General features: G+C 42.6%; 16 protein-coding genes and 1 pseudogene. 9 read left to right on the forward strand and 8 right to left on the reverse strand.

The window, feature by feature from the left end; genetic code table 11:
* Positions 1-36: 36 nt before the first annotated feature.
* The 5 genes from QNH10_RS04780 to QNH10_RS04800 are packed head-to-tail and all read left to right on the forward strand — an operon-like array spanning position 37 to position 3,993.
* Positions 37-1,002, forward strand: a complete 966-nt coding sequence (locus QNH10_RS04780; protein ID WP_283734566.1) for a glycosyltransferase family 2 protein — start codon at positions 37-39, stop codon at positions 1,000-1,002.
* On the forward strand, positions 992-1,360 hold the full coding sequence (locus tag QNH10_RS04785; protein ID WP_283733714.1) for a GtrA family protein: 369 nt from the start codon (positions 992-994) through the stop codon (positions 1,358-1,360). Before QNH10_RS04780 ends, QNH10_RS04785 begins: the two co-directional genes overlap by 11 nt.
* Positions 1,357-3,444 (forward strand): YfhO family protein, encoded by a 2,088-nt coding sequence (locus QNH10_RS04790; RefSeq protein WP_283733715.1) that lies wholly within the window; start codon positions 1,357-1,359, stop codon positions 3,442-3,444. Before QNH10_RS04785 ends, QNH10_RS04790 begins: the two co-directional genes overlap by 4 nt.
* Positions 3,392-3,589: a hypothetical protein gene (locus QNH10_RS04795; protein WP_283733716.1), complete on the forward strand. Its 198-nt coding sequence runs from the start codon at positions 3,392-3,394 to the stop codon at positions 3,587-3,589. The genes QNH10_RS04790 and QNH10_RS04795 overlap by 53 nt, the downstream gene beginning before the upstream one ends.
* A 32-nt stretch (positions 3,590-3,621) precedes the next feature.
* The gene (locus tag QNH10_RS04800) at positions 3,622-3,993 is read left to right on the forward strand and encodes a YfhO family protein (protein ID WP_283733717.1); all 372 of its coding nucleotides are present in this window, start codon (positions 3,622-3,624) and stop codon (positions 3,991-3,993) included.
* A gap of 45 nt (positions 3,994-4,038) precedes the next feature.
* Here QNH10_RS04800 and QNH10_RS04805 read toward each other — a convergent pair whose 3' ends face one another.
* From QNH10_RS04805 to QNH10_RS04840, 8 genes are all read right to left on the reverse strand, one after another.
* The gene (locus QNH10_RS04805) at positions 4,039-4,857 is read right to left on the reverse strand and encodes an SDR family NAD(P)-dependent oxidoreductase (RefSeq protein ID WP_283733718.1); all 819 of its coding nucleotides are present in this window, start codon (positions 4,855-4,857) and stop codon (positions 4,039-4,041) included.
* Positions 4,858-4,868: 11 nt separating this feature from the next.
* The gene (locus QNH10_RS04810; RefSeq protein WP_283733719.1) at positions 4,869-5,564 is read right to left on the reverse strand and encodes an SGNH/GDSL hydrolase family protein; all 696 of its coding nucleotides are present in this window, start codon (positions 5,562-5,564) and stop codon (positions 4,869-4,871) included.
* 1 nt (position 5,565) lies between these two features.
* Positions 5,566-6,159 (reverse strand): TetR/AcrR family transcriptional regulator, encoded by a 594-nt coding sequence (locus QNH10_RS04815; protein WP_283733720.1) that lies wholly within the window; start codon positions 6,157-6,159, stop codon positions 5,566-5,568.
* Between the two features lie 174 nt (positions 6,160-6,333).
* Positions 6,334-7,170, reverse strand: coding sequence for a metallophosphoesterase family protein (locus QNH10_RS04820; protein WP_283733721.1), 837 nt, complete (start codon positions 7,168-7,170; stop codon positions 6,334-6,336).
* A gap of 95 nt (positions 7,171-7,265) precedes the next feature.
* Positions 7,266-7,676, reverse strand: a complete 411-nt coding sequence (locus tag QNH10_RS04825) for a DUF3021 domain-containing protein (protein WP_283733722.1) — start codon at positions 7,674-7,676, stop codon at positions 7,266-7,268.
* Positions 7,673-8,131 carry a LytTR family DNA-binding domain-containing protein gene (locus QNH10_RS04830; RefSeq protein WP_283733723.1) on the reverse strand — a complete coding sequence of 153 codons (459 nt, stop codon included), beginning with the start codon at positions 8,129-8,131 and terminating at the stop codon, positions 7,673-7,675. Before QNH10_RS04830 ends, QNH10_RS04825 begins: the two co-directional genes overlap by 4 nt.
* 52 nt (positions 8,132-8,183) lie before the next feature.
* Positions 8,184-8,927: an ABC transporter permease gene (locus QNH10_RS04835; protein WP_283733724.1), complete on the reverse strand. Its 744-nt coding sequence runs from the start codon at positions 8,925-8,927 to the stop codon at positions 8,184-8,186.
* Positions 8,928-8,938: 11 nt separating this feature from the next.
* Positions 8,939-9,763 carry an ABC transporter ATP-binding protein gene (locus QNH10_RS04840; RefSeq protein ID WP_283733725.1) on the reverse strand — a complete coding sequence of 275 codons (825 nt, stop codon included), beginning with the start codon at positions 9,761-9,763 and terminating at the stop codon, positions 8,939-8,941.
* A gap of 401 nt (positions 9,764-10,164) precedes the next feature.
* Between QNH10_RS04840 and QNH10_RS04845 the strand changes: the two are divergent.
* From QNH10_RS04845 to QNH10_RS04860, 4 genes and pseudogenes are all read left to right on the forward strand, one after another.
* Positions 10,165-11,345: pseudogene (locus QNH10_RS04845) on the forward strand (IS256 family transposase).
* A gap of 461 nt (positions 11,346-11,806) precedes the next feature.
* Positions 11,807-12,628: a VanW family protein gene (locus tag QNH10_RS04850; RefSeq protein WP_283733726.1), complete on the forward strand. Its 822-nt coding sequence runs from the start codon at positions 11,807-11,809 to the stop codon at positions 12,626-12,628.
* Positions 12,625-13,149 carry an AAA family ATPase gene (locus QNH10_RS04855; RefSeq protein WP_283733727.1) on the forward strand — a complete coding sequence of 175 codons (525 nt, stop codon included), beginning with the start codon at positions 12,625-12,627 and terminating at the stop codon, positions 13,147-13,149. The genes QNH10_RS04850 and QNH10_RS04855 overlap by 4 nt, the downstream gene beginning before the upstream one ends.
* Before the next feature lie 169 nt (positions 13,150-13,318).
* Positions 13,319-15,007: a methyl-accepting chemotaxis protein gene (locus QNH10_RS04860; protein ID WP_283734567.1), complete on the forward strand. Its 1,689-nt coding sequence runs from the start codon at positions 13,319-13,321 to the stop codon at positions 15,005-15,007.
* The last annotated feature ends 2 nt before the right edge of the window (positions 15,008-15,009 follow it).

Genomic DNA, 15,009 nt, shown 5'->3' on the forward strand with positions numbered 1-15,009 from the left:
TTAGACAGAGTGAATTCCATGAAAGTGGGTGAGCAGATGGAACAGTTGACGATTTCGTTTGTCATTCCTTCCTATAATGAGGCGGGGAATATTGCTAACGTTATGAAGGCTATTGCAGATGAAATGATGCATCAGCAGATGAAATATGAAGTGCTGTTCGTCGATGACGGCAGTACAGACGGGACAATGATTGAAATTAGGGATATTCAATATACGTACCCAGAAGCTGAATATGTTTCATTCACACGGAACTTCGGGAAAGAAGCTGCAATTATAGCTGGACTGCAACATGCAAAAGGTCAGGCGGTCATTTTGATGGATGCTGATTTGCAACATCCTCCATCTTTAATTTCCGAGTTATTAAAAGGATTTGAAGAGGGATATGACCAAGTGATTGCAAAACGCAACCGGAAAGGGGATTCCCATCTGCGTTCGCTGTTATCAAGCACCTATTACCGCTTTGTCAATAAAGCGATTGACGTCCAATTGAATGATGGGGAAGGGGATTTCCGATTGCTGAGCAGGCGGGCGGTGGACTCGCTTTTATTGCTTAGCGAAGGCAATCGTTTCTCAAAAGGTCTGTATGCTTGGATTGGATTGGAACAGAAGACGATTACTTATGAAAATGTCACTCGTCAGCTCGGGGAGACGAAATGGTCATTCTCGAAGCTGTTGAATTATGCAATCGACGGAATTGTTTCGTTTAACACGAAACCGTTGCGACTTTGCTTGTACATTGGGTTAGCGACATTGACATCCGCACTAATTTACATTTTTGTTACGCTTGTCGGCATTTTTCTGCACGGAGTTGCAGTGCCCGGGTATTTTACGACGATTTCCGCGGTCCTTTTCTTAGGCGGAGTGCAATTGCTGTCCCTAGGAATTATCGGAGAATACATCGGAAGAATCTACAATGAAACAAAAAAGCGCCCGCATTATTTAGTTCAGCAAACGAGCATTGAATCGAAACGGGAAGGACGGGCGACAATCCATGGTTCGTGAGTTCAATGCGTTTTTTATCGTCGGAGTTGTCAATACGAGCGTTTACTACGCCCTCTATTTGGGCGGATTGCATGTATTGCATATGCAATATGTGATCGCCCATTTTACCGCGGTTGCCATAAGCATGGCTGTCTCATTTTTATTGAACAGCTATATCACATTCGGCGTTAAGCCGACGTGGAAAAAGTTCTTCCTGTTTCCAATCACGCAATTTGTGAATATCGTCGTGACGTTCCTCGTCATCTTCGTTTTGGTCGAGTGGCTGCGCATGAATAGCAGCATCGCACCACTCGCCGCCTTGGTCGTGACCGTACCGATAACGTTCGTTGTAACCGGGAGGGTGCTAAAAGCCGCATGAATAGACAAAGGTCATATCAATGGGTCTCTATATGGGCCGCAAGCATTTTTATCGCGGTCCTTAGCCATCTTTTCTTTTTGACGGAATTTCTGAAAGGGCGTTATATGACGGGGTTGAACGATGGCCTATCCCAAATGATTCCGTTCAAGTATTTTCTTTATAATTTGTATACGAACGGGGAATTTTTCTACTCGGAAAGCTTTGGGCTTGGTGGCGGCGTGTTCTCGCAGCTTGGTTACTATTTTTCGACGTCGATCGTCTTTATCGTGACCGTGCTCGTCACTTTCTTACTTGAGAAAGTCGGAGCCATCTCGACACCAGACTTGTTTTACTGGGCAAATACGCTCATTGTCATTAGCATTTTGAGGATGACGTGCATTATTGCACTTACTACATACTTTTTCAGGACGATCCGATTCCACTCTATTCCAGCTTTTATAGGCGCCGTCCTTTATGGCACAAGTGTCATTTATTTTAGGCATGTGACATATTGGGAGTTTTTTGCCGACGCGATGCTGTTCTTTCCGTTGTTGCTGATCGGCGTGGAAAGGATTATGCAAAACGGGAAATGTGGCATGTTCATCTCCGCGGTCGCACTCAATATGATTGACAATTTCTATTTTGCGTATGTGAATTTCTTGCTCGCCTTTTTGTACATCCTTTTCCGTTGGCTGTTCCCGCTTTTCATCGAAGAGACGGAGAAGGGGAAGCAAGTGAAGTTGTTTCTCGTCGGCGGAATTGCTGGAGCGGGAATAAGTGCTCCGTTTTTCATTCCGTCCGTCTACGGATATTTGAACAATTTCAGGCCGGAATATAAGGATGCCATTCCTCTATTCGGAGCGGTTGATAACTTGCTGCTCCATGGAAGGATTGTCATACTCCCTGCCTTCGTGTTGCTTTGCCTATTGATGATTCCTCTTTATAAAAATCGTGCATTCCGTTTTTTTGCTTTTAGTACAATTGTGCTGTGCATCCTGCATTATAGCCCGTTCATCGGCAGCATGTTCAACGGCTTTTCGGCGCCGCAATACCGATGGGAGCATTATCTCTCACTTGCTGTGGGAGGTACAGCGGCTGCAGCACTTCAACAGTTACGCACGTTGCATCTGAAAAATATCGTCATTTCCGCAATCATTGCAACCGGGCTATATATTGTGTTTTACACGTTCGATCCGAAGCTTAAAATGCCAATGTATGAGTCTTATTTGCTTATTTGTGCAGGAATCACGATTGCATTGTTCTTTGTTTTTATTTGGAATAAAAAGCGGTGGACAACCTGGCTTATGATTGCATTTCTGTTATTCACAACAGTACTCACGGCGAATATGTTCCAGGAAGAAAAGTTGACGTATCGGGACAATGGCAAAAATAAAGGGCCCGTCTACGGCATCACGAGGGAATATATGGAGAGTGAGCATTATTACGGGGTGGATCAGCGGGCACTTATCCGGAACATACAAGCCGCTGAAACGAATCCGCTCGCGAGGATCGACTGGATGATTGAAACGAGGAACAATACGCCGATTGTCCAAAATTTCAATGGAATGAGTGTCTACTCGAGCATTTTAAACAAGCATCTGCTGTTCTTTTATTTACAGGATCTTCATATCGACATGAGGCGGGAGAGTGTCAGTAGATATGCCTCTCTCGGCGATCGGGCGAATCTGTATAGCATCTTAAATGGCAGCTATGCAATTCGGAAGGAAGGCGGCGATCCGGTTCCGTTCGGATTTACGGAAATCGCAAGGGAAGGCGAGTACCGAGCATACAAAAATGACTACCTCCTTCCGTTCGCCCGGACGACTTCGATTTTGTATTCCGAAAAGGATCTCGAAGATGCGCCCGCACTTGTAAAAGAGCACGCAATGTTACAAGGAATCATCTTACCAGTCATTAATGGTGAGGAAATTCCTAAGGTTGTAAATGTCGTTAACGAAGTCGCGTTTGAACCTGTAAATGCAACGTATGAGGATGGGGTGTTGCATGTGACGGAAGGCGAGGGGGGCTCGATGTCGTCATGGGGGAAACGATTTGAAGGAAGACAGCTTCCTGTCGTTCTTCATTCAACGGAAATCGAACGATAAGGCTTTCAATTTGAAAGTGAACGGGTTTACGACTGAACGGAAGGAAAATGACTCCATCTATCGGACGAATGTCAATGACTTGACGATCAGAGTGCCGTCCGGGGAACGGATATCTATCCGGGTGCCGAAGGTAAGTATGACCTGAACGACTTTTCAATGTACACGGAAGACTATTCGTTGCTGAAAGCAGTGAAAGCGCGAAGTGACCAGGAAGCGCCTATCGAAGTGAGCTGGAACGGTAGCAAGGCGAAAATCATGTTGGACAATCAAAAAGGGGATTCTCATATCCTCCTCCCGATTCCATTTGAGAAGGGATGGACGGCAAAACGGAATGGCGAGAAAACACCGATTCTACAGGCGAATTATGCCTTTACGGGCATTGAACTCGGGAACGGGAAGAATGAAATCGAATTGACGTACTACCCGCCTTATTTCTGGCCATCCGTTGGAATTAGTATACTGTCGATTTTGTTTTCGGTTTATTGGAATAGGAGAAAAAAAAAAAGGCTGCAAAGGCAACCTTTTAATAATTTTGGGTGCGATTTGTAGAATTTCTTCATTCTGTGCAGAAATTCTACATCGTGCTCGCAACCCCTATGAAATTCGAGCTCTTCTCCCTATCTTGCAAACATAATCCATCAGCTTGCTATGGACTCGTGGGAACAGCGTAAAAAAGATGTCCATTGTTCGTCGCATAGGCATCGGACAAATTATTGGAGTATTATGATGAACGCCTTTTACTGCAATCTTAGCCAGCTTTTCAGGGGCCATCAACTTTTGTTTTTGTAGTTGCTGAACCATTTTTTGCTTATCAATGTTAATTGCAATAGCATTTGAAAAAATGGGTGTATCTACAAATGCGGGACAAAGTGCACTTACTTTCACACCAAATTCTTTTGCCTCATAATGTAGAGAAGTTGTAAGTCCGATGATAGCGTGTTTCGTTGCTGAATATGCCGCAGTCAGAGGAGACGGGCCCAGTCCTGCTGCCGATGCCGTATTGACAATATGGCCAAAGCCTTGCTCTTTCATGATGCTATAACCAATCTGCGTTCCATGAATGATTCCCCATAGATTGACGTCTATAATATGTTTCCAGTCATCTATTGAAACATCAAATAACTCGCCGTACATCGTAATCCCGGCATTGTTAAATAGATAATCCAGTCTGCCGAATTCTTGGAAAGTGTTTCTTACTAACTCTTCTACACTTGCTTGATCGATTACATTTGCATATTCATATCGCGAACAGTTCGCTTGTCGATTAAGTTCGTCCTCCACAAGCTTTCCTTCGCTCCTATTTACATCCGCTATGATGACAAACACCTGTTGTGTAATGAGTTCTCTGCAAAGTGCTTTACCAATACCTGAAGCTCCGCCTGTTACAATCGCTACTTTTCTAATCGTATCCATTGGTAAATCCCTCAGGAACCTTTCAAAATTGTTGGGGAAATTGCGTTACTGATCACATGGGCATATTCATCCGAAACGATTTTTGCTCCGGCACTGTTCAGATGTAGTCCATCCAATGTTAGTTTCAGACCACGCCGATTTGATAATTGATCAATTCTGTCTTCATTTTTATAAAAGAACACATCAAACATGACTCGAAAAGGATTGGTGGATATATAATCCGAACTGTCCTCGTTAGCTAATGCTTTTTCAAAAACGGCATGAAAATCCAAATAATGTACGTGTACCTTTTCACTTAATGATTTGACCAGCGTGCATAATTCTCTAACTTCCTTGTTGGAAGGGTTATCAAAATGTTCACCTACTAAAGCAGGTGAAACCAACACTACCATTTTGGAAGAAGAAATGACGATTTCTACTAACTGTTGGTAAACCTCTCTAAATTCCTCAAAATCCTTGACTACTGGTTGTGCCTTAACACTCAAAAGCTTTGAATACACGTCATTTGTACCAATCCAAACAAATGCCAAATCAAAATCACTATCTAATCCAGTTTTTGTTAAACGACTATATAGACTTTTTACCGTTTCCCCAGGTTTTCCGAGATTCACAAACAAATCCTTTGGAAATCTCACTTTTAACATATTTGCAAATGAAACACCTGGACGCCCCTCGGTTAAACTGTCACCGATTAATGCGATCTTCATGTCATTTTCCCCTTTCCTTTATTGAACTTAAAAAAATGGTGATTGCTTGTTCAAATAAAGGCTCAAGTGACTGTAATGGCTGTGTATTCGTCAATTGACATAGTCCCCCAAGCCAAGTCCCTAATAGTGCAGTCCATTCATCAACGTTTCCGTTTTCAAACTCCCCGCGTTCAATTCCTTCTAGAAAGATTGAGCGATAAGTGCTCATTGGCACCACTGCAAGCTCGTATAACTTTTGGACTGATTCCGGTGATGATGTAGGATTGGCGCCCAATTCCTGTCCTGCCTTTAGCAATGGTGTTTGATAATTGTACAAAACATGGTTGGCCATCCCGTACCACTTTTCAGTGGCTGATGAATAGTTTGATTCGTTTTCCATCCATTTGGTATACCATTGATGCATGGAATTCTGAGCCAATAGGACAAATAGCTTCTCCTTGTTTTCAAAGTGATAGTAAATGTGGCCTTTGCTGCATCCAGAAGCTTTAGCAATATCTCCAACCGAGGTTTGATTGTAGCCTTTCAGTGAAAACAATTCAAATGCTTTTTCCCTAATAATTCGTTTTGCCTCTTCGCTGTCATAACGCCTACTCAATCCATAAAGATCTCCTTCCGTTAAATTGAACGACTGTTCTAATTCTACTTTATGATTTATTTATCCAAATGTATATATGTATAATTGACTTTTCGATAAATTGACACAAATAAAAAAGAGCAACAATTTAAGTTGCTCTTCTCATAGTTATACTACAAAAAGGAAATGTATTATTTATTGTACAAATGATGGCAGCAATGAAATCGTGCAATTCCGGTCCTCATCGATGCCTTTCGCGTTCGGACGGTGAGTGAAATGATTCATGTTTTCATAAATTAATGCAGCATTCTGTATTAGTGTCTCATCATCCAAATGAATGGATTCCACGACGATTTGCTCATCCTGTATTTCAATAACGCGGAAAGATTGCTCATCTAAACAAGCTGCAGTTTGAACGAAAGTCCAGTTACCTTCTTTCACAATCGAATCGCAATGCATATGGCCATTGAAAAACATGCCGATGCCTTTCTTCTGCTCTAATAATCTACGCATATCTATGCTCGGATGGATGGACCCATTGTTCAGTTCGGATCCTTTTGTCGTGTTGTACACAGGATGATGTGCAAACACGAGCAACGGCTTTTCCCCTGAATTTTGAATGACGTTCTCAAACCATTCCAATTGATCGTCATCCATCCAGCCGCCCCAGCAGTCATAATCCAATTCTCGAGCTGTATCCAAAAATGCGAACACTGCCTGCTCCGTCTCGAATGAATGGTACTGTTTCTGTCCCGTCAAAGCAAGGAGTTCCTGTTTCGTCAAAGAGTAATTATCATGATTCCCTAATACATGGATGAATTCACGGGAATCGCCAATCAGTGAATAGATGTTGTTCAATTCGTGCGCCATGCCGTAATTGGTCAAATCTCCGAGAGAAACGTGCAAACGTGCGTCAATCTCCAAAAACTGATCAATGAATTCTTTGTAAAACGATGCCCGTGCCTCTAACAAACCTGGTACTCTTTCATCGACTGCCGGATAATGCAAATCACTGAACAATGCAATTTTCAATGGAATGCTCCTCTCAAATTGGATTCTACTTCATCATACCGGCAGAATGTAAAGCACATATGGCTATCTTGTTAAAAGAGTGTAAAATCAAACACCTACAACTCCCTCAGCTCCGCATTCAATCTCTCCGCTTGTTTCCTGAAATACATGTAAAAGGCGAACCAAATTATCGAATAGAATACAATGAAGATACTGAGCATGCTGATGAAACCTTTCAACGTGAATGGAATCCATCCTATTACGAAGGCAACGATGAAGTATAACGCAGTGACGCTGAGGAAATGCAAAGTTGTTTGCACCGGCAATGTCAGTTTTTCATTCTCAAACAGCATTGGCGTCACCGTGAAAAACCAACCACAGAATACCGTGCCAAACAGGTTTTTCGCGAGGATTGCCGCATCCAACGTGTCTTTCCCGCCAATATATACAACCGCTAAGATTGTAACTACTCCTAAGAATGAGCCGAAAAAGATGCCTAATAAGCTTCTTGTCATAAACGTCTTCATCCGTTTTTCCTCCTGTTCATTTTCAATGCTTCCTTAATGCCGCTTACATATGTCCGCGACACATATTCCTTCGCCCCCGATTTAAAGTGAACGACGAGCGTACCGTTGAATGACGCTTCGAATCGGCTCAGTTCATGCAAGTTGGCGATAACTGATTTTGATAGCCTGATGAATTTTGTAGAAGGTAGTATTTCCTCAAGCTCATACAGCTTCTCCTTCAAAGAAAAGGAGCCTTCCGCCGTCACCGCCATGACGCCGTCCTTCTCCGTATGGAAATAATGAATTTCATCAGGCTTCAAAATATGTTGCATCTCGCCATCTCTTCCAACGAGAAACTCCGTCTTCTTCCCTTTTAAAAAATCAAGGATCTCTTTTATCGAATCATCCACTTCATTGCAATGGATTGTAACTTTTGTCTCTTCATAATCACTATCGATGTCCAATGAAACTTTCATTTCATCTATCCCCCCAAATCGGTACTTTCAATATCGTACCATTTGTTAGAGATTATTTTCTCGCTTTATTCGAAAAACGAAGGACGACCAGCGAAATGATGACACAGCCTATAATAAAACCGATGGAAAGCAGGGAACTGTTATTCCATACAAATTGTCCGTTCCATACTGCTATGAATAATTGATTCATATGATAGATGGGGTTAAAGTCGGCAATTATTTGCACGAACTTCGGCATCATGTTGATCGGCATTGTGAATCCGCCAGTGAACATGACTACTTGAAAGATGACAATCGAAAAGACCAATGCGCCATTCATGCTTGTGAATAGAGAGTAGATTGCTGATGAAATGACGAGCAATGCTGCATTCAAAACAATAAAGACCCCGAATGATAATACGAAATTCAACGGTTGGAATGAAAGATCGTAGGCAATCATTCCGATGAAAAACACTAGGAAATAGCCGATGCTCGTAATGATGATTGATCTTAAAATATTGGAGAGCAGCAAAGTCCTTTTTGGAACAGGCGATAAGTTGATCCGTTTCTCTACTCCTGTCGTCCGGTTCATCACTTGGTCGAACCCGAATGCGAAAAAGATGACACCGAATGTGATGAGTAAAATGAAGGAAGGGGTGTACGTTTCGGCATAATTAAGATTACCCGCATACATAACATCTCCGAAAAGTTGCCCCATGAACAAATATGTGACCGGCGGAACGATGATTGTGAACACCATATAGAAAATTTCCCGTGTAAACATGAGCATATCGTACTTCAATTGAGTCGCTAACATTTAAATTCCCCTTATATAGACACTTTTGATAAGTAAAATTCGTTGATTGATTTATATCCTGTGGAAAGAATCCCTTCCGTCGAATCAAACACTTCGTTGACGCCATCGTTCAAGAGCATCACTTTGTCGCAGTACATTTCGACTTCATCCATATTATGTGTCGTCAAGATGACCGTGCCGCCTGTACGTTTGTTGTAGTCAGCAATATACGTCCAAAGCGTATTGCGCATATGCGGATCAAGACCTGTCGTTGGTTCATCCAAGATAAGCAATTTCGGTTCGGATAAGAAGGCGATTGCCAAACTGACAATTTGCTTCCATCCGCCTGAAAGCTTATCGAAGTACTTTTTCCGGTGTGGCCCCAATTTGAAATCCGAGACGATCTGTTCGATATCGACGTTTGAGTTGTAATACGCTTTGAATAGTTTCAGCAACTCGATCACTTTCAGTGTTTTGTAAAACTGTGTCGGCTGCAGAACCGCTGAAATGTCTTTTCGGATATGTTCCAGCTGGCTTGTAGATAAGGATTGCAATTCCATTTCCAATACTGCGACATTCCCATTGTCATATGGTTTCAACGTCATTAGTATTTCTAAAAATGTTGATTTACCTGCACCGTTTTTACCGATGACTCCGATGACTTCTCCTGCATTCGCTGTAAAATCAATTCCCCGTAACACTTTGTTGTCCCCATACGTCTTTTGCAGATTGCTTACGCGTACAATTTCCATTCGTAATCCCTCCGTCGTTGTTCTTTGTACTCTTACTATATCCAGCCATTCCAAATCAGTCTGCCGCTTTTCGATGACCGGTCGTTTTTCCACGGTCAGTTGCAAAAAAACACCTGTCACTTGCAGCGAGCGTAGCGTCTTTGGAGTTATGCGCGAGTTTGGGAGGATTATGATCGACTTCGGGTGAGTTATGCGCGATTTTGAAAGACTTATGCTTATTTTGGAATCTTTGGCTCATCACAGGCAACCGTTTCAGGGTCCATTCTTTTGCGTAAGGGCCCATTCTTTCCAGTTCAAGGTCCATTCTTTTGCGCAAGGGACCGTTCTTCCGGTTCAAGGTCCATTCTTTTGCGCAAGGGCCCATTCTTTCCAGTTCAAGGTCCATTCTTTTGCGCAAGGGACCGTTCTTCGATTAAGTCCATATAATTGTGTAAATAGGAAAAGGCCTTTTCCATCCCTTGTGATAAAATGTTTTCAACCACGATAAACATTTGGAGGAATGGAAAATGGCCCAACTTAATTTTAACCTAAATATGGATATTTTAAAAGACTCTGTAATGAATTCAAACATTGATGCTGTGGTCAAATCCACAATCGTTTTAGTGCTAAACGAATACATGGAAATGGAGCGGGATGAGTACTTAAAGGCCGCTTCCTATGAGCGTTCTGTCGATCGGATTGATTATCGCAACGGTTACTACGAGCGCGATTTAACCATGAGTATCGGAAAGATTACATTGAAGGTTCCTCGAACACGCCAAGGTGATTTCGCGCCCTCGGTCTTTGAAAGATACGCGCACGGTGTGATCAGGCTCTTGTCCTTTCAATGCTTGAAATGGTTGTGAATGGCGTATCGACATGAAAGGTCACAAAGATAGTGGAACAGCTGTGTGGTAAGAGCGTTTCAAAATCCTTCGTCTCTTCCTTAACGGCGAAATTAGATCCTGTCGTCAACGAATGGGCAAACCGACCTTTAAATACAACCTACTTTCCTTATTTGTTTGTGGATGCCATGTACATCAAAGTCAGGGAGCACAACCGTGTAGTTTCCAAAGCTGTCTACCTCGCCCTTGGAGTTGACAAAGAGGGTCGCCGAGAAATTCTTGGTTTGAAAGTGGATCATAATGAAAGTTTCAAGAGTTGGTCTGCTTTTTTCCAACACCTTATTTCAAGAGGTCTTCAATCACCTAAACTGGTCGTCTCCGATGCCCACGAAGGTCTTAAAAAGGCGATTCAACAAGATTTCGTCGGTACTTCTTGGCAGCGATGCAATGTTCATTTCAAACGCAATATTGTCGACGCCTTTCCAAAGAAGGACAACCAGGAGGCGATTAGCCTTCTAAAAAGCATATTTGCCGCAGAAGATATGGATACTTTAAGGAATCTGAAAGAGCTTTTCTTTGAAAAGTACGAAGGCAATTCAAAGTACCAAAAGGCATTGGGAATACTCGATGAGGGCTTTGAGGATTCTATTCAATATATGAATTTTCCGATCGCCCATCGAAAGTCTATAAGAAGTACAAATGGCGTGGAAAGGCTAAATGGGGAGATTCGTAGGAGAGAACGTGTAATTCGTATCTTTCCGAACACCCAGTCCGCCTTCAGATTGATCGGCGCCGTACTCATCAGTTATGTAGATGGAAACAAATACTGGAATAAAAGATTGTTTGCAGATAAAAAGTCGTAAGACTTAATTGATCATCAAGCAACTTGACTTGGAGCCTCTGCGGGCATGAGTCCCAAGCCAGGAAACCCGGCCGATGGGGCTGGCTTTTCCCGCCAAGGCTATCATGCCCGCCTCTCCAAGTAAAGTTGCGAGCAGTTAACTCGTAGGCGTATCCAGTATTGCCAAATATATTTATGTCTTAAAAAGAGATGAACGAAAACATTGAAAAGGGAATTTACACAAGATTAAGGACTTGACTCGTTCTTCCCGGTTCAAGGTCCATTCTTTTGCGCAAGGGCCCATTCTTTCCGGTTCAAGGTCCATTCTTTTGCGTAAGGGCCCATTCTTTCCAGTTCAAGGTCCATTCTTTTGCGCAAGGGACCGTTCTTCCCCTTTTAGGGTCCATTCTTTCGCACAAGGGCCTAATAATGAAGGAGAAAGAAGAAAGTTTGTTGAATTAGGATGGAATAGGAGGTGGGTGTGTGGTTTCATTAAAACCGATTAAAAGAAGCAAATTGCGGATATTTGCGGGGAAGAAAGTATATCGACTGAAACGCTATGGCGAATGGCTGTTTGACGGAAAACGGTATGCCCGTAAACGTCTTGATGAAAAACTTCCTTATGTAGTAAAGAAACATCGAACCCCATTGCTAAGGCAACTGAAAGACGTAGATATGCAGCTGCAAAAGAATAAAATAACGAATCTCAAGATTGCCTCAAAACGGTTGCATAAAATTGTCATCGAACCGGGAGAAACCTTTTCATATTGGCGTTTGATCGGCAATACAACGAAACGGAAAGGGTATGTCGACGGAATGATTCTCCATTATGGAAAGGTGACCGTTGGGACTGGCGGGGGGCTTTGTCAGATGTCGAACCTTATCTATTGGATTACATTGCATACACCGTTGACAGTAACGGAGCGATATCGACACAGTTACGATGTCTTCCCTGATTCGAACAGAAGTCAGCCATTCGGTAGCGGGGCAACCTGTGCTTATAATTATTTAGATTTGCAAATAAAGAACGAGACACAAACCCCATTTCAACTGGTCGTTTATTTGACGGACTCGCATCTTACCGGGGAATGGCATTCGACAGTGCCTCCGACTCGAACATATGAAATATACGAGAAAGAGCATCATTTTACACGGGAATTATGGGGTGGCTATGTGCGTCATAACTCGATTCATCGAAAAGTGTACGACGTTGATGGCAACCAGGTTGATGATGAATTTGTAACGGAAAATCATGCGATAACGATGTATGAACCATTTCTCACATATGAGGGGGATACGGAATGATTGTGATGATCAATGGGGCTTTCGGGGTTGGAAAGACGTCAGTAGCAAATAAATTGCTACAAAAGCTTGACGGAGCGATGCTGTTTGATCCGGAAGAGGTCGGATACATGCTTAGGCATATCATACCGGAAGATGAGAAATTGGAACACGAGCGAACTGGAGATTTTCAGGACTTGGATATGTGGAAACCGTTGACGGTCGAGGTGGCAAAACAACTTCGAGAAACATATGGCAAGGATTTGATCGTGCCGATGACGATTTATACAAAAGAGTATTTCGATACAATTCACAGTGGATTTCTGCAAATTGATCCGGAAACCTATCATTTCTGCTTGACCGCAAAAAAGGAAACGATTCATGATCGACTTATTGAACGCGGTGAAGAGGAAGGCAATTGGTGCTTTGCGCAAACGGATAAATGCCTTGAGGGATTTAAGAATCCATGCTTAGGCCAATTTATATCGACCGATGATGCAAGTATTGAAGAGATTGCGAAATTCATTTGCAAAGAAATTGGGTAAGGAGAAAGATGAATTTGAAACACTGAGCTACGACGAAGAACTGAAGCATGAAAGGTATTCACTGTTCTGATCTTCCGCAATCTTAACAAACATTTTACATCATACTTTTTCCCTATGACCTATAATCGGAATGGATGATAGATCATTAAGGGGATGCTTACAGTTGAAAATGACAGTAGGAAAAAAGTTGTGGGTTGGTTTTTTAGCGATTTTATCAATAGTTCTGTTAGTCGGAGCATCCGGATTATGGGCTCTATACAAATTAGATGGAGAGTACCGTTATTTAATTGACGATAAAATTAAAAATGTCATGTTGCTGGAACAATTATTATCAGCCCAACATGCTGATGCGAAATACATCCGAGGCTACATTATTTACAAAGAACAATCCTATGTAGAACAACGAGAAGAAATTATGGATGTTATTAAGGACAAGATAAAAACGTTAGATAAATCGATACATACAGCAGCCGACCTTAAGATTATGAAAGAAGTGAAAGAAACATCCAAAAGTGCAGAACAAATAAGTGAACTGATTATACGGGATGTACAGGCAGGAAATATGGAAAGCGCGATGGACTTGGCGAATGAAGTTTCGTTTTATCAGCAGGAGGTTTCGACAAATCTTCAGCAGCTTATTCATCATCAAGAAACGGAACAGAGAAATTCTGAAGAACAGCTACAAACCGTGTTGAAATGGATATATGTACTTATCGGTAGCTTAATCGGAGCTGCGGTCTTGATAAGCATCGTGATTGCCCGAATCATTAGCCGCAGTATAGCACGGCCAGTCAGGAAGATGACTGCTTCCCTTGAACATCTCGCAAACGGAGATTTTACAGCTGGGCCAATTACTGTCCGAAACAAAGATGAAATCGGGGAAATGGCTGATGCGCTGAATGGAATGACGGAAGACTTAAGGAGAATTCTGAAGACCGTCAAAGTATCTGCTATTCAGCTTGCTAACCACGCGGAGGAATTATCCGCAAGCTCGGAGGAGAGCCTTGCTGCCTCAGAAACCGTTGCCGCTATAACTGAACGTAATTTGATGGCAAGTGATGTCCAAGTAACGAAAGTGAATGAATCTAATCTTACATTGAATGAAATGCTAATAGGAATTGCACAAATCAGCGATGATAATGAAAGAATGCAGAATGCTTCAACAGAGGTTGCGGGCCTCATCACAGATGGAGCATCACAGTTAAAAGAAGCGACAGATCAAATGAGTAAAATTAGCACGTCCATTCAGAAGTCATCCAACACAATCGGTCAACTGGCGACCCACTCGGAAAAAATCCGCGAAGTGACGTCGGTTATTACGAAAATGGCAGAGCAGACGAACTTATTAGCACTGAATGCGGCAATTGAAGCTGCACGAGCGGGTGAACATGGCAAAGGATTTGCAGTAGTAGCAAAAGAGGTTCGCCATCTTGCAGACCAATCGAAACAGTCGGCGGCACATATTGGCCGAATGATTGATGAGATGGTGCAAAACGTCGAAAGAACGATTATAACAGCAGAAGAGGGTTATTTTTTTGTTGCCAAAGGAAGGGAACTGTCGGAAAGAACAGGTTATGTGTTTCAGCAGATTGAAAGTGCAACAGGAATGATGAACGGTGCAATGAGTGCTGTCTCAACAACTATTAAGGAAGTCCGGTCAATGACGGACATCATATCTGCTGAATCGTTAGGCGTACAAAACCTCGCGTTGCAAACACTAACGGAAGCCCAATCGGCAAGTGCAGCAACGGAGGAGCAGCTATCCGCGAATTCGGAAATTTCCATGAGCGCACAGACGTTGGCCGCCCTTGCAGATCGTCTTCTTGGAGATGTGAATCGATTTAAGATAGCTGACTAATG

The sequence above is a fragment of the Sporosarcina thermotolerans genome (assembly GCF_030067815.1).
In the GTDB taxonomy this organism is placed as follows: domain Bacteria; phylum Bacillota; class Bacilli; order Bacillales_A; family Planococcaceae; genus Sporosarcina; species Sporosarcina thermotolerans.

What these genes read in the sequence shown, in the direction of transcription:
- QNH10_RS04810 (WP_283733719.1), bottom strand. Translation starts at nt 5,564, where the DNA reads ATGAAGATCGCATTAATCGGTGACAGTTTAACCGAGGGGCGTCCAGGT.
- QNH10_RS04830 (WP_283733723.1), bottom strand. Translation starts at nt 8,131, where the DNA reads ATGAAAGTTTCATTGGACATCGATAGTGATTATGAAGAGACAAAAGTT.
- QNH10_RS04790 (WP_283733715.1), top strand. Translation starts at nt 1,357, where the DNA reads ATGAATAGACAAAGGTCATATCAATGGGTCTCTATATGGGCCGCAAGC.
- QNH10_RS04825 (WP_283733722.1), bottom strand. Translation starts at nt 7,676, where the DNA reads ATGAAGACGTTTATGACAAGAAGCTTATTAGGCATCTTTTTCGGCTCA.
- QNH10_RS04855 (WP_283733727.1), top strand. Translation starts at nt 12,625, where the DNA reads ATGATTGTGATGATCAATGGGGCTTTCGGGGTTGGAAAGACGTCAGTA.
- QNH10_RS04835 (WP_283733724.1), bottom strand. Translation starts at nt 8,927, where the DNA reads ATGTTAGCGACTCAATTGAAGTACGATATGCTCATGTTTACACGGGAA.
- QNH10_RS04860 (WP_283734567.1), top strand. Translation starts at nt 13,319, where the DNA reads ATGACAGTAGGAAAAAAGTTGTGGGTTGGTTTTTTAGCGATTTTATCA.
- QNH10_RS04805 (WP_283733718.1), bottom strand. Translation starts at nt 4,857, where the DNA reads ATGGATACGATTAGAAAAGTAGCGATTGTAACAGGCGGAGCTTCAGGT.
- QNH10_RS04780 (WP_283734566.1), top strand. Translation starts at nt 37, where the DNA reads ATGGAACAGTTGACGATTTCGTTTGTCATTCCTTCCTATAATGAGGCG.
- QNH10_RS04785 (WP_283733714.1), top strand. Translation starts at nt 992, where the DNA reads ATGGTTCGTGAGTTCAATGCGTTTTTTATCGTCGGAGTTGTCAATACG.